Source organism: Pantoea sp. ACRSB (assembly GCF_022346905.1).
GTDB lineage: Bacteria > Pseudomonadota > Gammaproteobacteria > Enterobacterales > Enterobacteriaceae > Pantoea > Pantoea piersonii.
Genome location: NZ_JAKRNL010000002.1, coordinates 1 through 16,665, shown reverse-complemented (window position 1 = coordinate 16,665; position 16,665 = coordinate 1). Strand labels below are relative to the sequence as shown.

At 55.9% G+C, this 16,665-nt stretch carries 16 protein-coding genes and 1 other RNA gene; 8 read left to right on the top strand and 9 right to left on the bottom strand.

The window, feature by feature from the left end; genetic code table 11:
* Positions 1-158: 158 nt before the first annotated feature.
* Together MHZ89_RS06195 and yeaG are read right to left on the bottom strand one after the other, a co-directional pair.
* Positions 159-1,436 carry a YeaH/YhbH family protein gene (locus tag MHZ89_RS06195; protein WP_120453962.1) on the bottom strand — a complete coding sequence of 426 codons (1,278 nt, stop codon included), beginning with the start codon at positions 1,434-1,436 and terminating at the stop codon, positions 159-161.
* Between the two features lie 90 nt (positions 1,437-1,526).
* The gene (gene yeaG, locus MHZ89_RS06190; protein ID WP_311782280.1) at positions 1,527-3,461 is read right to left on the bottom strand and encodes a protein kinase YeaG; all 1,935 of its coding nucleotides are present in this window, start codon (positions 3,459-3,461) and stop codon (positions 1,527-1,529) included.
* A 420-nt stretch (positions 3,462-3,881) separates the two neighbouring features.
* Between yeaG and MHZ89_RS06185 the strand changes: the two genes are divergently transcribed.
* Positions 3,882-4,631 carry a MipA/OmpV family protein gene (locus tag MHZ89_RS06185; protein ID WP_409373230.1) on the top strand — a complete coding sequence of 250 codons (750 nt, stop codon included), beginning with the start codon at positions 3,882-3,884 and terminating at the stop codon, positions 4,629-4,631.
* Between the two features lie 71 nt (positions 4,632-4,702).
* The gene (locus MHZ89_RS06180) at positions 4,703-5,554 is read left to right on the top strand and encodes an aldo/keto reductase (RefSeq protein WP_311782279.1); all 852 of its coding nucleotides are present in this window, start codon (positions 4,703-4,705) and stop codon (positions 5,552-5,554) included.
* Positions 5,555-5,730: 176 nt separating this feature from the next.
* Here MHZ89_RS06180 and MHZ89_RS06175 read toward each other — a convergent pair whose 3' ends face one another.
* Entirely contained in the window at positions 5,731-6,606 is an 876-nt protein-coding gene (locus tag MHZ89_RS06175; protein WP_311782278.1) for a D-hexose-6-phosphate mutarotase, read from the bottom strand.
* A gap of 75 nt (positions 6,607-6,681) precedes the next feature.
* On the bottom strand, positions 6,682-7,677 hold the full coding sequence (gene gapA, locus MHZ89_RS06170) for a glyceraldehyde-3-phosphate dehydrogenase (RefSeq protein ID WP_120453972.1): 996 nt from the start codon (positions 7,675-7,677) through the stop codon (positions 6,682-6,684).
* A 341-nt stretch (positions 7,678-8,018) separates the two neighbouring features.
* On the opposite strand from gapA, the gene msrB reads away from it, so the two are divergent.
* On the top strand, positions 8,019-8,429 hold the full coding sequence (gene msrB / locus MHZ89_RS06165) for a peptide-methionine (R)-S-oxide reductase MsrB (RefSeq protein WP_311782277.1): 411 nt from the start codon (positions 8,019-8,021) through the stop codon (positions 8,427-8,429).
* A gap of 3 nt (positions 8,430-8,432) precedes the next feature.
* On the top strand, positions 8,433-8,714 hold the full coding sequence (locus tag MHZ89_RS06160; RefSeq protein WP_311782276.1) for a DUF1315 family protein: 282 nt from the start codon (positions 8,433-8,435) through the stop codon (positions 8,712-8,714).
* 38 nt (positions 8,715-8,752) lie between these two features.
* Here MHZ89_RS06160 and pncA read toward each other — a convergent pair whose 3' ends face one another.
* The 3 genes from pncA to sppA form a co-directional block, all read right to left on the bottom strand.
* A complete protein-coding gene (gene pncA / locus MHZ89_RS06155) occupies positions 8,753-9,361 on the bottom strand; it encodes a bifunctional nicotinamidase/pyrazinamidase (RefSeq protein WP_311782275.1) in 609 nt (202 codons plus the stop codon).
* Between the two features lie 17 nt (positions 9,362-9,378).
* Positions 9,379-10,392, bottom strand: coding sequence for an asparaginase (ansA, locus tag MHZ89_RS06150; RefSeq protein WP_311782274.1), 1,014 nt, complete (start codon positions 10,390-10,392; stop codon positions 9,379-9,381).
* An 84-nt stretch (positions 10,393-10,476) separates the two neighbouring features.
* Positions 10,477-12,336: a signal peptide peptidase SppA gene (gene sppA / locus MHZ89_RS06145; protein ID WP_311782273.1), complete on the bottom strand. Its 1,860-nt coding sequence runs from the start codon at positions 12,334-12,336 to the stop codon at positions 10,477-10,479.
* Between the two features lie 172 nt (positions 12,337-12,508).
* Here sppA and MHZ89_RS06140 point away from each other — a divergent pair, with 172 nt between their 5' ends.
* The 3 genes from MHZ89_RS06140 to MHZ89_RS06130 all read left to right on the top strand — a co-directional run bounded on the left by MHZ89_RS06140 (position 12,509) and on the right by MHZ89_RS06130 (position 15,459).
* Positions 12,509-13,060 carry an NAD(P)H nitroreductase gene (locus MHZ89_RS06140; protein ID WP_311782272.1) on the top strand — a complete coding sequence of 184 codons (552 nt, stop codon included), beginning with the start codon at positions 12,509-12,511 and terminating at the stop codon, positions 13,058-13,060.
* Between the two features lie 177 nt (positions 13,061-13,237).
* Positions 13,238-15,157, top strand: coding sequence for a DNA topoisomerase III (locus MHZ89_RS06135; protein WP_311782271.1), 1,920 nt, complete (start codon positions 13,238-13,240; stop codon positions 15,155-15,157).
* Positions 15,157-15,459, top strand: a complete 303-nt coding sequence (locus MHZ89_RS06130; RefSeq protein WP_409373228.1) for a YnjH family protein — start codon at positions 15,157-15,159, stop codon at positions 15,457-15,459. Before MHZ89_RS06135 ends, MHZ89_RS06130 begins: the two co-directional genes overlap by 1 nt.
* Positions 15,460-15,488: 29 nt before the next feature.
* Here MHZ89_RS06130 and xthA read toward each other — a convergent pair whose 3' ends face one another.
* Positions 15,489-16,295, bottom strand: coding sequence for an exodeoxyribonuclease III (gene xthA / locus MHZ89_RS06125; protein WP_311782270.1), 807 nt, complete (start codon positions 16,293-16,295; stop codon positions 15,489-15,491).
* Here xthA and MHZ89_RS06120 point away from each other — a divergent pair.
* Positions 16,294-16,446: a hypothetical protein gene (locus MHZ89_RS06120; protein WP_311782269.1), complete on the top strand. Its 153-nt coding sequence runs from the start codon at positions 16,294-16,296 to the stop codon at positions 16,444-16,446. The two genes, xthA and MHZ89_RS06120, sit on opposite strands and share 2 nt — an antisense overlap.
* Before the next feature lie 29 nt (positions 16,447-16,475).
* Here the strand turns inward: MHZ89_RS06120 and MHZ89_RS06115 are convergent.
* Positions 16,476-16,603, bottom strand: a non-coding RNA gene (locus MHZ89_RS06115) — RtT sRNA.
* Positions 16,604-16,665: the final 62 nt, after the last annotated feature.

Here is a 16,665-nt window from a genome sequence, read left to right as displayed (position 1 = left end):
CATCTCGTTAACTTTAATTATACGAATTGATTTTCCTGTTTAAGCTGAGGCTTAATGTGCAAAAAAAAGGCATTGTTCGTCAAGGGGATTAATGGCGGGTATTTTAGCAGATATTCGTGCGATCAAATAAAAAGCCGGTCATAGACCGGCTCAGAGCATCAGGCTTCGGCTGCCTGTTTGTGAAACAGCTCGCGAAACACCGGATAAATATCTTCCGGCTCGCGAATATGCTGAATGGCGAAATTATCAAACACCGACTGCAGATGTTCATACTCGCGCCACAATGTCTGATGCGCGCGCCGGGTGATCTCGATATAGCTGTAGTAACGCACCACCGGCAGAATGTTCTTCGCCAGAATTTCGTGACAAAGCGGCGAATCATCCGCCCAGTTGTCGCCATCTGACGCCTGCGCCGCATAGATATTCCACTGTGCCGGGTCGTAGCGCTCCTTAACCACCTCGTCCATCAGCTTCAGGGCGCTGGAGACGATAGTGCCGCCCGTTTCCTGCGAATAGAAAAACTCCTGTTCATCGACCTCTTTCGCCTGCGTATGGTGGCGAATATAAACCACATCCACGTTTTTATAGGTCCGGCTCAGGAACAGATAGAGCAGGATATAGAAGCGCTTCGCCATATCCTTTGTCGCCTGATCCATCGATCCAGAGACGTCCATCAGGCAGAACATTACGGCCTGGCTGGAGGGTTCAGGACGTTTTTCAAAGTTTTTGTAGCGCAGGTCGAAGGTGTCAATAAAGGGCACCCGCTCGATGCGCGCGCGCAGTTCGGCAATCTCTTTGCGCAAGCGCTCCTCTTCCAGCAGCTGCGCCGGCTCCGCTTTTTCTATCGCCGTCAGCGCCTCCTCCAGTTCATGCATCATGCGCCGCTTACCTGCGGTCATCGCGGTTCGCCTCGCCAGCGAGTTTTGCAGCGAGCGCACCACGCTGATATTGGCGGGCACGCCGTTAGAGGTGTAGCCAGCGCGATGAGTTTTATATTCGTTGAGCTGACGATGCTGGTTCTTACGCAGGTTCGGCAGCGCCAGATCCTCAAACAGCAGGTCGAGATACTCATCTTTGGAGATCTGGAAAACAAACTCATCCTGGCCTTCGCCATCCTGGCTGGCGTTGCCCTGACCGCTGCCGCCGCCACCGCCGCCGCCCTGAGGCCGCTCGATACGGTCGTTCTGCACAAAGTGGTCGTTGCCCGGATGAACGCGATGGCGACTGCCGCCGCGTCCCTGATGGAAAATCGGTTCGTTAATATCATCAACGGGAATCGAGACGGATTCGCCACTTTCAACGTCGGTTACCGAACGCTTATTGATGGCCTCCGAGATAGACTGTTTGATTTGCGACTTATAACGGCGCAAAAAGCGCTGTCGGTTGACTGCGCTTTTATTCTTGCCGTTGAGTCGCCGATCGATGAAGTAGGCCATAAAACTCCCCCAAACGTTGTAAGCAGGTCGGGCTGCGGCCCGACCTTATGGGTATTAATGCCAGCGCATCAACGTGCTTACGCGGTGTGATTATGACGATTTGCGTACGCGCAGATACCATTCGCACAGCAGACGCACCTGCTTGCGGGTATAGCCTTTCTCCATCATGCGATCGACAAAATCGTCGTGTTTTTTCTGTTCATCCGTGGAGGTTTTGGTATTGAACGAGATAACCGGCAGCAGCTCCTCGGTGTTAGAGAACATTTTCTTCTCAATCACGGTGCGCAGCTTCTCGTAACTGGTCCAGTTAGGATTGCGACCGTTGTTCTGCGCGCGCGCGCGCAGCACGAAGTTCACAATCTCGTTTCGGAAATCTTTCGGGTTGCTGATCCCGGCCGGTTTCTCGATTTTTTCCAGTTCCGCATTCAGCGACTCGCGGTCGAACAGCTGTCCGGTATCGGGATCGCGGTACTCCTGATCCTGAATCCAGAAATCGGCGTAAGTCACATAGCGGTCAAAGATGTTCTGGCCATATTCAGAGTAGGACTCCAGATAGGCGGTCTGAATCTCTTTGCCGATAAACTCGGCGTATTTCGGGATCAGATAGCCCTTCAGGTGTTCCAGATACTTCTCAGCCTGATCCTGCGGGAACTGTTCACGCTCAATCTGCTGCTCCAGCACATAGAAAAGATGAACCGGGTTCGCCGCTACTTCGGTATGGTCGAAGTTAAAGACGCGCGACAGAATTTTAAACGCGAAGCGGGTCGAGAGGCCGTTCATGCCCTCATCCACGCCCGCGTAGTCATGATATTCCTGCCAGGATTTGGCTTTAGGATCGGTGTCCTTCAGGCTTTCGCCGTCATAAACGCGCATTTTTGAATAGATACTGGAGTTTTCCGGCTCTTTCAGGCGCGACAGAATAGAGAAGCGGGCCAGCGTTTCCAGCGTGCCGGGCGCGCAGGGCGCGGTAGCCAGCTCGCTGTGGTTAAGCAGTTTCTCGTAGATTTTAATCTCTTCAGAAACCCGCAGGCAGTAAGGCACCTTGACGATATAGACACGGTCAAGGAACGCCTCGTTGTTTTTGTTGTTGCGGAAGGTGACCCATTCCGATTCGTTGGAGTGCGCCAGGATAATACCGTTAAACGGCAGCGCGGAGATCCCCTCCGTACCGTTATAGTTGCCTTCCTGCGTCGCCGTCAGCAGGGGATGCAGCACCTTAATCGGCGCTTTAAACATCTCGACGAATTCCATAATGCCCTGGTTGGCGCGGCACAGCGCGCCGGAATAGCCATAGGCATCGGGATCGTTCTGCGCATGGTTTTCAAGCTTGCGGATATCCACTTTACCCACCAGCGCGGAGATATCCTGGTTGTTTTCGTCGCCAGGTTCGGTTTTCGCGATTGCCAGCTGCTCAAGAATCGACGGCCAGACTTTCACAACTTTGAAGCGAGTAATGTCGCCGCCGAATTCATGCAGCCGTTTAGCGGCCCAGGGGGACATAATGGTGCCTAAGTAACGACGCGGCACGTTGTACTCTTTTTCAAGAATGTTGGCGTCTTCCTGCGGGTTAAACAGGCAGAGCGGATGATCGTTAACCGGGCTGCGTTCGCCGTCGGCGCTCAGAACGTAAATCGGCACGCGCTGCATCAGCGCTTTCAGACGCTCCGCCAGCGATGATTTACCACCGCCTACCGGCCCCAGTAAATAGAGGATCTGTTTTCTCTCCTCCAGACCCTGAGCGGCATGTTTCAGATAGGAAACGATCTGCTCTATAGCTTCTTCCATGCCATAGAACTCTTCGAAGGCCGGGTAGCGGCCAATCACACGGTTAGAGAAGATTCTGGAAAGGCGTGGCTCCTGCGCAGTATCGACCATTACTGGCTCACCAATAGCCATTAAAAGTCGCTCTGCGGCGTTGGCGTATGCACTGCGATCCTGCTTACAGACAGCAAGGAATTCCTGCAGTGTGAACTCTTCGTCCTTGGCAGCTTCATAACGCTGACGATAGTGATCGAATATATTCATAGCGATGCCCGTCCTTTCATTTTTAGCACAGGTAAAGGAGCGTAATTAAAGGCTCATGCAGCTCCCGGAAGATATTCTCATTTGAGTACAGCAACCCTTATGCCAACCTGATGTATTGTTATCGGGGTACACACTTCTTATGGTCACTCTGCTCGTATAAAGTCTTACGGCTTACTCTTAACTGTAGAAGGCATTTAGGAAATTTCCTCCGCATAATTTTGTTATCTGGCGATATATCAATAACAAAGTCAGATTGTTGCAAAGCCAGGCTTGCGTCAACCAAAGGGAAAAGAGAGTAGAATCCGGCAGATGTGCCGCTTTCAGCCGCTCTGCAAAAGAGCACCTCAGATAATAGTTAAACAGGCGAGCAAAAATCGTTAAACTTCGTAGTGATTTTTATATTTATGGAAGAAATAAATTGTGAACCATTTCAAACTTAAAGCGCCTGGCGCGATTATTTGTGCTCTTTTTTTTGCTAATACCGCTGCTGCTGAAACCTTCTCTTTAGGCGCATCAGTGATTTACGCCCAGTCTCCCTATCGTGGCGGACAGGATCGCTATTTACCGCTTCCGGTTATCAATTATGAAGGCGATAACTTCTGGTTCCACAGCCTGCAGGGCGGCTATTATCTGTGGAAGGATCCGCAAAACCAGCTCTCGCTGACGCTGCTGGGTTCGCCGCAGGAGTACGATCCGGGCGATAATGATCTGGGCGATATGAAAGACCTCGATAAGCGTCGTATGACGCTGATGGGCGGCGCCACCTACAGCCATATGGCAGATTGGGGCATCCTTCGTACGGCGCTGCTGGGCGATGTGCTGAACAACAGCAACGGCATTATCTGGGATCTGACCTACCTCTATCGCTTCGAGTTCGGCGACTTTAGCCTGACGCCTGGCATTGGCGCCATGTGGAACAGCGCAAATCAGAACCGCTACTATTATGGCGTCTCCAGCCATGAAGCTGCGCGTACCGGCATCAACCGCTATCAGCCTGACGACAGCTGGTCGCCTTACGTCGAGCTGGGCGCAAGCTATCAAATTTCACCTCAGTGGAACGCCAGCCTGGTGGGCCGCTATACCCGCTTCGATAGCGAGATCAAAGACAGCCCGATGATCGACAAAAGCGGGCAGACCACGCTCTGGACAGGCATCAGCTATACCTTCTGACGTCACCGTTATGGGGCGGATTTTTAACCATGGCACCATTCTGGTGCCCTGATTTAATGCAGGAGTAAAAGATGGACAAAGCGATCGCTTTTGATGACCACACACGACTACCCGCTATTGGTCAGGGCACCTGGTATATGGGCGAGGAGGCCGCGCGTCGCCGTGAAGAGGTCGCTGCGCTGCAGGCGGGGCTGGATGCAGGATTAAACCTGATTGACACGGCGGAGATGTACGCGGAAGGCGGGGCGGAAGAGGTCGTGGGCGAGGCGCTGCGTGGACGACGCGACAGCGCTTTTGTTGTCTCTAAAGTCTATCCATGGAACGCAAGCGAAGTGGATGCGGTGGATGCCTGCGAGCGCAGCCTGAAGCGGCTCGGCACCGACCGGCTGGATCTTTATCTGCTGCACTGGCGGGGCAATGTGCCGCTTGAGGAGACGATCCGCGCGATGGAGAGGCTACAGCAGCAGGGCAAAATTTTGCGCTGGGGCGTCTCTAATTTTGACGTCGACGACTTACAGGAGCTGCTGAGCGAGCCGGGCGGCGCTGCCTGCGCCACCAATCAGGTGCTCTATCATCTCGCTTCGCGCGGAATTGAATTCGATCTCCTGCCGGCGTGTCAGCAACATCAAATGCCGGTGATGGCCTATTGTCCGCTGGCGCAGGCGGGAAGGCTGCGTCAGGCACTCTTCTCTGACGCTACGCTGCTGGAGATTGCACAACAGAAGGGCATTAGCGTAGCGCAGCTGTTGCTGGCGTGGGTTATCCGTAACGAGGGTGTTATCGCGATTCCCAAGGCCAGCTCGCTGGCGCATGTTCAGGAGAATGCGGCCGCGCTGCAGATCAGGCTGAGCGATGAAGAGCTGGCGCGCATCAACCAGGCCTTTCCGCCGCCGCAACATAAGCTGGCGCTGGATGTGGTGTAAAGTTCAGGCAAAAGCATAATTTCTGCCGGTGCAGGGCTGTCGTGGATGACGCGGACCGATCGCAAAGTCGCTCAAGGCATCCTTGCCCGCTCGGCCCGCGCCATCCCTGGCGCGGGACGCTTTGCTCTTCAGTCCGCGTCAACCACTCCTTAGCTTCCAGACTTGCCTGAAAGATTTTAAGCTTTTTGCCGCAGGCGGAAGGTGGTCGCCAGCCGCGCCGGTTTTTCGCCTGCGCTGCGCATCGGCTTATTGATACGCGCCGTCTCAACGCAAACCATGGTCTTATAGCCGTCATTCGCCATATCCCCCATGCTGCAGGAGAGTTCAACGCCTGGATTCCAGGTAACCACATCGCTGTGATGATGGTGATAGACCTCGATAATGCGCTGTCCCTGCTTATCGTGAATCAGCGAGCAATCTTCCGGCTGCGTGAAGACTCGGTCAATGCGCCCTGGGTAGGTCTGTTTGCCGCTGGAGACCTGTTCGCTGTTATTGTCCACCTTGTCAATAAAGCGTGTGCCCAGTCCACTCACCTCAACGCCAGAGATATCGGCCACCTGGAAATAGGTGTGCAGCGCGCCGGTAGCGGTAAAGTCGCCGTGTGCTTCAAGCTCGATTTCACAATGCTTGCCCAGGCGGAAACGGGCGAAAAGGGTAAAGTCATGCGGCCATAGCTTTTTCGTCTGCGCCGTACTTTCCAGCACAAACGTCAGCATCACGTTCTCGTCATTTTCATCGTGTGCCGAGAGCGTCCAGGGCTGATTACGGGCGAAACCGTGGGCCGGTTCGCCTTCCGGGCCAAACCACGGCCAGCAAATTGGTACGCCGCCGCGAATGGCTTTACCCGCTGAAAAAAGCGATTTTTCGCTCAGCCAGATAACCGGCTTTTCACCGCTCGGCTGCCAGGCGATCAGATGCGCGCCCTGGAGGGTTATCGCAGCACGAACCTGGGGATGGCTCACCACGATAACCGGCAAATCGCCAAGCTGGCGCTGCGAGAGATAGGGGGTAATTTGCTTCACCACCGGCAGGGAGAAAATTTTATCTTGCATAACCGAATCCTTCCTGTTGCTACGATAAAAAAGGGCGACCGAAGTCGCCCTTATTGTCTGTCGTGACCGGTATGCTTATTTAGCAACCAGCGCGATCAGGTCGAGAACTTTGTTTGAGTAGCCGGTTTCGTTGTCGTACCAGGAAACCAGTTTCACAAAGTTGTCGTTCAGCGCGATACCTGCTTTGGCATCGAATACAGAGGTCAGCACTTCGCCGTTGAAATCGGTAGAAACCACGTCGTCTTCCACGTAGCCCAGCACGTCTTTCATCTCGCCTTCTGCAGCTGCTTTGATCGCTTCACAAATTTCTTTGTAAGAAGCCGCTTTTTCCAGACGTACGGTCAGGTCAACCACAGATACGTTCGGAGTAGGTACGCGGAACGCCATACCAGTCAGTTTACCGTTCAGCTCCGGCAGGACTTTGCCCACGGCTTTCGCTGCGCCAGTAGAAGACGGGATGATGTTCTGAGATGCGCCGCGGCCGCCGCGCCAGTCTTTGTGAGACGGGCCATCAACGGTTTTCTGAGTAGCGGTAGTCGCGTGAACGGTCGTCATCAGACCTTCGACGATGCCGAATTTGTCGTTGATAACTTTCGCCAGCGGTGCCAGGCAGTTGGTGGTGCAGGATGCGTTAGAAACGATGTCCTGGCCAGCATATTTGTCGAAGTTAGCGCCGCGAACGAACATCGGGGTGTCGTCTTTAGACGGACCGGTCAGAACGACTTTTTTCGCGCCAGCAGTGATGTGTTTACGTGCGGTTTCGTCAGTCAGGAAGATACCGGTCGCTTCAGCAACAACGTCAACGCCTACTTCGTCCCACTTCAGGTTAGCCGGGTCTTTCTCAGAGGTAACGCGGATTTTTTTGCCGTTAACGATTAACGCGCCGTCCTGCACTTCAACGGTGCCGTTGAAGCGGCCGTGCGTTGAGTCATATTTCAGCATGTAAGCCATGTAGTCCGCGTCTAACAGGTCGTTGATCGCAACGATTTCGATGTCAGAACGCTGCTGAGCAGCACGGAAAACGATACGGCCGATACGACCAAAACCGTTGATACCTACTTTGATAGTCATATATTCCACCAGCTATTTGTTAGTGAATAAAAGGTTGGCTGTAAAATTACAAAAACCTTACCAGGCGTCAAGCGGAATCGTGTCAATAGTTGCGACAGGTCAATCCGCATGACAGGAATAATTTGTTGCGCAACCGCTTGCGCAACAAACGTGTTGAGATGATGCTAAAACCCGAGAGCTGAATATAAAGGGATAGCATTAGCAAAAGGTGATCGCGGTCACAAATCTACGCTGCGAAAGAGAAGTCTCACGACTAAGCACGAAAAAAGCCCCGTCAATGTTATTCGTTTGTTAGAATATTAGTCGATTTTTTCAGAATGACACTCTCCGGAACCACTCAAATGGCTAAAGAAACCGCATCCGAAGCAAAAATTGCGCAATTGTCTGAAATGCAGCGCTATGTTACCCAGCATCGCGGCACTGAACCGCCTTTCAGCGGCGCGCTTCTGCACAATAAACAGGAAGGCATCTACCACTGTCTGGTCTGCAACGCGCCGCTGTTTCTCTCGGAGACAAAGTATGACTCCGGCTGCGGCTGGCCGAGTTTCTATCAGCCAGTCAGCGACGACGCGATTCGCTATCTGGAAGATGACTCTCACGGTATGCACCGCATTGAGATCCGCTGCAACAACTGCGATGCCCACCTGGGACACGTCTTTCCAGATGGCCCGCAGCCGACCGGCGAGCGCTACTGCGTGAACTCGGCGTCGCTGAGTTTCACCGACGAACAGGGCGACGAAACGCAGGGGTAAAAGATGAAGCAACAGCTTGAAACCATGCTCGACGCTATGACGCCTGAGGTGTATGAACGCCTGGCGACGGCGGTAGAAACCGGCAAATGGCCTGACGGTGTGGCGCTGACCCAGGAGCAGCGTGATAACTGCATGCAGCTGGTTATGCTCTACCAGGCACGCCATAACGAAGCGCCGCAGCATATGACTATCGGCAAAGGCGGCGAGATGGTGACGAAATCGAAGAGAGAGCTGAAGGAAGAGTTCGGCATCGACACTGAGATTACACGTATCAACCTGCACTAAGCATAAGGCCGACGTTGCGTCGGCCTTATTGTATTTAGTTAAATCAGTACGGCGCCTTGCGCCTTCATCTGGGCGAAAGCGATATCGCTGTCTTCCGGGCTGAGATTCACGCCGCGGCAGCCTTCTTTCACCACGGTCACCTGGTAGCCCAGCTCCAGCGCGTCCAGCACGCTGTATTTCACGCAGTAGTCCGTTGCAATCCCCAGCATCACCAGATGGGTGATGCCGCGCGCCTGCAGCCAGCTGTCCAGTTCGGTTTTGCGGCGATGACCGTTGTCGAAAAAGGCGCTGTAGCTGTCAACATCGACATCCTGACCTTTATGAAACACCGCGTCGATCAGGTTGCGATCGAGGCCGGGATGAAGCTCGGCGCCAGCAGAGCCCTGAATGCCATGATCCGGCCACCAGATCTGCGCCAGCCCGTTCAGTTCGCCCAGCGTATAAACCGGCTCGCCGGACACCGATGCGAAGCTGCCATGGTTGGACGGATGCCAGTCCTGGAGCGCCAGCACATATTCGCCTCGGGCGCGAAATTCCCGCGCATAGCGATTAGCGACCGGTACGGTCATATCGCCTTCGTGCACGGCCATCGGACCGCCCGGGCAAAAGTCGTTTTGGATATCAATGATAATGAGGGCCTGCTTCATAACAGGTGGCTCCGTAATTAGTCTTCGGTCAGTTCACCGCGCAAGTTTTGCTGCATTCTGGCGCGAATCTGATCGCAGGAGAGCTCCTGACTCAGTAAAAAGTGGAGCTTGGTAAGCGCGGCTTCAACCGTTAAATCAAATCCGCTAATAACGCCTGCATGCTCAAGGGCGTTGCCGGTCGCATAGCCGCCCATATTCACCTTGCCAGAGATACACTGGGTCAGGTTAACCACCACGATGCCGCGCTCGCTGGCCTGTTGCAGCTCGGCAAGGAACTCGGCGTTCTGCGGCGCATTGCCGACGCCATAGGAGCGCAAAATGAGCGCCTTAACCGGCTGGCGTAAAAAGTTACGCACCACATCTGCCGAAATACCCGGGTAAATAGTGACAACCCCGATAGGCTGAGGCGTAATGGTATGCACCTTCAACGGGCCCTGGCCTTGCGGTGCGGGCGGGGTATTCAGACGGCGAATATGGATGCCCGCCTCCAGCAGCGCAGAGAGGTTCGGCGACGCAAAAGCGTTAAAGCCGTCCGCATGCGCTTTAGTCGTGCGGTTGCCGCGATAAAGCTGATTGTTGAAAAACAGCGATACCTCGTTAACGGGATAATTCGCCGCAACGTAGAGCGCATTAAGCAGGTTCTGCTGGCCATCGGAACGTAGCTCCGCCAGCGGGATCTGCGAGCCGGTTACGATCACGGGCTTCGCCAGGTTCTCCAGCATAAACGATAGCGCAGAGGCGGTGAACGCCATGGTATCGGTTCCATGCAGAATAACAAATCCATCGTAGCGATCATAATTTTGTCGAATATCTTCCGCGATCGACTGCCAGTCTTCAGGCGTCATATCAGAGGAGTCAATCAGCGGATCGTATTCATGAATAGTGAAATCGGGCATTTCAGGACGGTGAAACTCCGGCATGTTTGCCAGCTGTTGCTGCAGATGACCTGAGACCGGTATATAACCCTGCGCAGAGCGCTGCATGCCGATAGTGCCGCCCGTATAGGCGACATAGATATTTTTCTTTTGCATCACAAACTCAGACTTGCCGTAAAACGCGCAGTATAAGGGGAAAGCAGGGGAAAAGCAGCCCGGTCAACGACCAGGCTGCGAGCTTTATCGCACTTCGCCGCAGTTCAGACAGAACGCATAGCGATTTTGCGGATCGTTCAGGTTATTCAGCAGACCATGCTGCTGCTTCATGGCGCTCATCACATCCAGCATCGGCGCAGGCAACCAGGCTTTCAGCGTCGTCGGCAGCACAGCCTGCGCCGAGGCGCTGACCTGGTTAAGCAGCATATCGAACATGCCGGGCTGATCCTGATACCAGGTAAGCTGCGGCTTCGCGACCTTCGCCAGTTCGCCCGCTTTTTTCACGGCGTCGTCAAAGTCGCCCAGCGCATCCACCAGACCGTTGGCTTTGGCATCGCTGCCGGTCCAGACATGGCCCTGCGCGATAGCGTCGATTTGCTCCGGCGTTTTATGACGCGATGCGGCGACCAGACCGACGAAGTTGCGGTAGCCGTTTTCAATCGTCAGCTGCATCAGCTGCTGCACCTCGGTCGGCAAGGCTTTGGTAGAGGCCACGTCCGCCAGCGGCGAAGTGGCGACGCCATCCGTATGCACGCCAATGCTGTCCAGACTGTTTTCCAGCGTATTGATCACACCGAAAATACCAATCGAACCGGTCAGGGTGCTGGGGTTCGCAACGATATAATCAGCTGGCGTCGAGATCCAGTAGCCGCCAGAGGCCGCCATGCCGCCCATAGAGACGACGACGGGCTTACCGGCCGCGTGCGCCGCCGCCAGCTCTTCGCGGATCGCTTCAGACGCCGTTACGCTGCCGCCAGGGCTGTTGACGCGCAGAATAATCGCTTTGATTTTAGGATCGAGACGGGCATCGCGGATCTGCGAGGCGGTGGTATCGCCGCCGACGTTGCCGGGGGTCTCCTCGCCGTCCATAATCGCGCCGCTCGCCATCACGACCGCGATATTGCCATCCTGCTGGGTCGGCTGTTTAACGTTGTAGTCATAGATGCTGACGCTGTGATAGTCGTTGCTGGCTTTATCCCAGCCGAAGGTTTTCACCAGCTCCTGATCGGCCGCTGCGCGGCTGTCCAGCACATCCACAAGTTTGTTATTCAGCGCATATTTGGCTGTATCGCCGTTCACCGCCTCAAGCCCGGCGATAACGGCCGCCGCGCCAGGGAAGAGCTGTTCCGGCGTAATCTGACGGTTGCCCGCCACGGTATTCAGGTAGTTCTGCCAGAGCTGACCAACCCAGCGGCTGTCGGCGTCGCGCGCCGCCTGCGACATATCGTCACGCAGGAAAGGCTCGACCGCTGATTTATAGGTGCCAACGCGGAAGACGTGGGAATTCACCTTCAGCTTATCCAGCAGCGTCTTATAGTAGAGGCCGTTGGTGGCGAAGCCGTGTAGATCGACGGTGCCCTGCGGAGAAAGGTAGATTTTGCTGGCGTAGCTGGCGAGATAGTATTGCGCCTGGCTATAGCTGTCGCCCAGCGCAAAAATGGGCTTGCCGCTGTCGCGGAACTCGCGCAGCGCTTTGCCGACATATTGCAGAGAGGGCTGATCGCCACCGGCAAATTCGCGCAGATCGAGCACCATGCCGGTAATATTTTTATCGCTTTTTGCCTGACGGATAGCGTCGACCACATCAAACAGCGAGTTCTCCTGCAGGCGATCGCTGCTCGCGCCAAGCAGCTGACGTCCCAGTTTGCTCAGCTTATTGCTGACCGAAGGCTTATCTACCAGCACGCCGGTAAGATCGACCTTCAGCGCGCCTTGCTGCAGCGGCGTTGAGCTGCTGCCGGAACCGCTGACCTGCAGCCAGATGCCGAAGCCAACCAGAATTAAGAAGATCAGGAACAGATTGAGAATAAACTCCCTGATAAAATTCAGCACTCGCCATGTCCATCGGAACAGACCGGCAATAATTCGCCACAATGTGCGCATCAGACTCTCCATTTTCGCTAGCGGAAAGCGGTCGCCGCGCGGCTCCGCCTTCCATGACGCCCTCATCCTAAAGAGCGGCGTGGAAAATGTCAGCAGGAAATCGCGGCGGACTGTTACAAAAGATCAGCCTGTGCCAGGATTAGCCAACGCGTTATGACATCAGGAGAAAACCATGGATGCACTTGAATTACTGGTCAATCGTCGCTCGGCATCGCGTCTGACCGAGCCGGCGCCTGCCGGCGAGAGTCTGCAAAACATTATCCGGGCCGGGATGCGCGCGCCGGATCACGGCACGCTGCAGCCGTGGCGCTTCGTGATCGTTGAGAATGAAGGGCGCGATCGTCTGAGCGCGCTGCTGGAAGAGGCGGCGCGCGAGGCGCAGCTGGATGATAAAGCGATTGATAAAGCCGCGCGCTCGCCGTTCCGCGCGCCGATGATTATCACCGTTATCGCCCACTGCGAAGAGCATCCCAAGGTGCCTCGCTGGGAGCAGGTGGTGTCAGCAGGATGCGCGGTGATGGCAATGCAGATGGCAGCGGCAGCGCAGGGCTTCAACGGCATCTGGCGCAGCGGCCCCTGGACCGACAATGCGCGCGTGCGCAGCGCTTTCAACTGCCGTGAACAGGACGCTATCGTCGGCTTCCTCTACCTTGGCACGCCGCAGTTAAAATCCAGCACTACCGTGGTTCATCCCGACACCGCGCCTTTTGTCAGCTATTTCTAGCTGACGGTTCCTCTCGTAATATAACAGCTGAGCGGGTTGCGCGGATCCTGTGCGACCGATCCAGAAGTGGCCCGCCAGAGCTTACCTCCGTATCAGGAAACGTCTAAGATAGCGCAGCGCCTCTGTCGCGTTAGCCGAATGACCCTCATAGCCTGAAGTTAAGGATCTTTCTGACCCATGCGTTTGTTTATTGCGGAAAAACCCAGCCTTGGCCGCGCGATCGCCGATGTGTTGCCCAAACCCCACCGTCGCGGCGAAGGCTTTATCGCCTGCGGCGACGATCAGGTCGTTACCTGGTGCGTCGGGCATTTGCTGGAGCAGGCGCAGCCGGACAGCTACGACAGCCGCTACGCACGCTGGTCGCTGGCTGACCTGCCGATTATCCCGCAAAAATGGCAGTTACAGCCGCGTCCCTCGGTGGCAAAGCAGCTTAAGGTGATTGAGAAGCTGCTAAAGCAGGCCAGCGAGGTGGTGCATGCTGGCGACCCCGACCGCGAAGGGCAGCTGCTGGTGGATGAAGTGCTGGACTATCTGCAGTTGCCGGCGGAAAAACGCAGCCGCGTCCAGCGCTGCCTGATTAATGACCTCAATCCGCAGGCGGTGGAGCGGGCAGTAAGCCGCCTGCGCAAAAACCGCGAATTTATTCCGCTGTGCGTCTCGGCGCTGGCGCGTGCGCGCGCCGACTGGCTCTACGGCATTAATATGACGCGCGCCTGGACGCTGCTGGGACGCAACGCGGGCTATGACGGCGTGCTGTCGGTCGGCCGCGTACAGACGCCGGTTCTTGGCCTGGTGGTGCGCCGCGATGAAGAGATTGAGAACTTCATTCCCAGGGATTACTTCGAAGTAAAAGCCCATATCGTGACGCCGGATCAGCAGCGCTTTGTCGCCAGCTGGGTGCCCAGCGACGCCTGCGAACCCTGGCAGGATGAAGAGGGGCGTTTGCTGCATCGCGCGCTGGCGGATCACGTTGTCGCCCGCATCGCAGGTCAGCCTGCTCTCGTCACCAGCTATAACGATAAGCGCGAAGGCGAGGGCGCGCCGCTGCCTTTCTCGCTCTCCAGCCTGCAGATTGAGGCGGCGAAGCGCTACGGACTGAGCGCGCAAACGGTGCTGGATACCTGCCAGAAGCTCTATGAAACCCATAAGCTGATCACCTATCCGCGTTCTGACTGCCGCTATCTGCCGGAAGAGCATTTCGCCGGTCGTCACGCAGTGCTGAAGGCGATTCAGGCGCATGCGGGCGCGATGACGCCGCCGGACGACTTTAGCGCCGATCGCCGTAACCGCTGCTGGGATGACAAAAAGGTCGATGCGCACCATGCCATTATCCCTACCGCCCGCGCCAGCGCGGTGCGGCTGACGGAGAACGAGCAGAACGTCTATGCCCTGATCGCGCGCCAGTATCTGATGCAGTTTTGTCCCGACGCGGTCTTTCGCAAATGCGTGATCGAGCTGGATATCGCGGGCGGCAAGTTTGTCGCCAAAGCGCGCTTTCTTGCCGAGGCGGGCTGGCGCGCGCTGCTGGGCAGCAAAGAGCGCGACGAGGAGAATGACGGGACGCCGCTGCCGGTTGTCGCGAAGAATGACGAACTGCTCTGCGAGCGTGGCGAGGTACTGGCGAAGCAGACCCAGCCGCCGCGCCCGTTTACCGACGCGACGCTGCTGTCAGCGATGACCGGCATCGCTCGCTTTGTACAGGATAAAGAATTAAAGAAAGTGCTGCGTGCGACCGATGGTTTAGGAACGGAGGCCACGCGCGCCGGGATTATCGAGCTGCTGTTCCGCCGCGCGTTCCTGGTAAAGAATGGGCGCTATATCAACGCAACCCCTGCGGGGCGGGCGTTGATCCATTCGCTGCCGGAGCTGGCGGCGCGTCCCGATATGACGGCGCAGTGGGAGTCCACCCTGACGCGCATCAGCGAAAAGGCGTGCCGCTATGAGGAGTTTATGCAACCGTTAGTCAGCACGCTGACCGAACTGATCCATCAGGCGCGCCAGCAGCCCAGCGCGATGGCCTTTCGCGGGCTGCCCGCTTCAGGGCAGAAGAAACGTCCGAAACGGACGGCGAAACGAAAAGTGAAGGAGAGCGAGTAATGCGTTATTCCGCTGGTTTTTGGGTTATTGCGGCGCTGTTAAGCGGTTCGGTGATGGCGAATCCTGTGCACTCGCATCAGCAGGAATATAGCGCTGGCGGCAATGCGGATGTTGTGGTGGATATGCCGCCTGAAGTCTGGACGCAAAATCAAAGCGCGCCGAGCTGCCAGCAGTGCTGTATTTTTGAGAACCGTAGTTACAGCGAGGGCGCGGTGGTGAAATCGGAAGGGGTGCTGCTGCAGTGCGCGCGTGATGAAAAGGTGCTCGGCACCAATCCGCTGATCTGGAAAATCGTGAAGTAAGCGGCGTGGCGCATCGCCACGCCGGCGCGTCAAAACTGGAAGGTTGACCAGACCGGCGCGTGGTCGGACGGTTTTTCCATGCTGCGGATTTCGTAGTCGATCCCGGTCTCTACGCAGCGCGCGGCCAGCGGCTGGCTGGCCAGCAGCAGATCGATACGCAATCCGCGATTGTCATCGAAGCCTCTTGAGCGATAGTCGAACCAGGAGAAGCGGTCGCTGACTTCAGGATTTTTTTCGCGGAAGGTATCTACCAGACCCCATTTCAGCAGGCGATCCATCCACTCGCGCTCTTCCGGCAGGAATGAGCACTTGCCGGTGCGCAACCAGCGTTTACGGCTATCTTCGCCAATGCCGATATCGAGATCGGTGCTGCTGATGTTCATATCGCCCATAATCAGCACCGGCTTATCTGCCAGCAGGCTCTGCTCCAGATAGGATTGCAGATCGCGATAAAACTTCTCTTTCGCCGGAAATTTTACCGGATGGTCGCGGCTCTCTCCCTGAGGGAAATAGCCGTTGATCACGGTAATGTCGCCTATCGGGCTCGGAATTTCCGCCATGATCACACGCCGCTGCGCCTCGTCATCGTCGCCGGGAAAGCCGCGGCGCACCGATACCGGTTCTGCCTTGGTCATCAGCGCCACGCCATAATGGCCTTTCTGGCCGTGATAGAAGACGTTATAGCCGAGTTTCGCCACCTCTTCGAGAGGAAACATATCGTCGTGCACTTTGGTTTCCTGCAGGCCGATAACGTCTGGCTGGTGCTGTTCGACCAGCGCTTCAAGCTGGTGGGGACGGGCGCGCAACCCGTTGATGTTAAATGAAACAAATTTCATGGCGTGGACCACTGTTCTGCGAATGTTGCGCCGGATGGTAGCGATTTTTCAGGAAAAAGTCATGGAGATGCGTGCGATGCTGCGCTCGACCCGAACCTTCGGTCGACGCTTCTCATCCTTCTCCCCTGAGATTCCGGGAAAAACTGAGTGATGAGTTTAATGCAGGAGAACTTATAAGGATGGTGGTGGGAGAAGGATTATTCGGCGCGTTGCGCCTCACCCTTCGGGCCGCGCGATGCGCGTTGTCTCGCTGCGCTCGACCCGAACCTTCGGTCGACGCTTCTCATCCTTCTCCCCTGAGATTCCGGGAAAAACTGAGTGATGAGTTTAATGCAGGAGAACTTATAAGGATGGTGGTGGGAGAAGGATT

Excerpts from the sequence above, each read along its gene's own strand:
- xthA (WP_311782270.1), bottom strand. The coding sequence starts at position 16,295 with ATGAAATTTGTTTCATTTAACATCAACGGGTTGCGCGCCCGTCCCCAC.
- MHZ89_RS06120 (WP_311782269.1), top strand. The coding sequence starts at position 16,294 with ATGGCGTGGACCACTGTTCTGCGAATGTTGCGCCGGATGGTAGCGATT.
- gapA (WP_120453972.1), bottom strand. The coding sequence starts at position 7,677 with ATGACTATCAAAGTAGGTATCAACGGTTTTGGTCGTATCGGCCGTATC.
- MHZ89_RS06160 (WP_311782276.1), top strand. The coding sequence starts at position 8,433 with ATGAAGCAACAGCTTGAAACCATGCTCGACGCTATGACGCCTGAGGTG.
- MHZ89_RS06130 (WP_409373228.1), top strand. The coding sequence starts at position 15,157 with ATGCGTTATTCCGCTGGTTTTTGGGTTATTGCGGCGCTGTTAAGCGGT.
- sppA (WP_311782273.1), bottom strand. The coding sequence starts at position 12,336 with ATGCGCACATTGTGGCGAATTATTGCCGGTCTGTTCCGATGGACATGG.
- MHZ89_RS06195 (WP_120453962.1), bottom strand. The coding sequence starts at position 1,436 with ATGGCCTACTTCATCGATCGGCGACTCAACGGCAAGAATAAAAGCGCA.
- MHZ89_RS06180 (WP_311782279.1), top strand. The coding sequence starts at position 4,703 with ATGGACAAAGCGATCGCTTTTGATGACCACACACGACTACCCGCTATT.
- msrB (WP_311782277.1), top strand. The coding sequence starts at position 8,019 with ATGGCTAAAGAAACCGCATCCGAAGCAAAAATTGCGCAATTGTCTGAA.
- ansA (WP_311782274.1), bottom strand. The coding sequence starts at position 10,392 with ATGCAAAAGAAAAATATCTATGTCGCCTATACGGGCGGCACTATCGGC.
- MHZ89_RS06175 (WP_311782278.1), bottom strand. The coding sequence starts at position 6,606 with ATGCAAGATAAAATTTTCTCCCTGCCGGTGGTGAAGCAAATTACCCCC.
- MHZ89_RS06140 (WP_311782272.1), top strand. The coding sequence starts at position 12,509 with ATGGATGCACTTGAATTACTGGTCAATCGTCGCTCGGCATCGCGTCTG.
- MHZ89_RS06135 (WP_311782271.1), top strand. The coding sequence starts at position 13,238 with ATGCGTTTGTTTATTGCGGAAAAACCCAGCCTTGGCCGCGCGATCGCC.
- pncA (WP_311782275.1), bottom strand. The coding sequence starts at position 9,361 with ATGAAGCAGGCCCTCATTATCATTGATATCCAAAACGACTTTTGCCCG.
- yeaG (WP_311782280.1), bottom strand. The coding sequence starts at position 3,461 with ATGAATATATTCGATCACTATCGTCAGCGTTATGAAGCTGCCAAGGAC.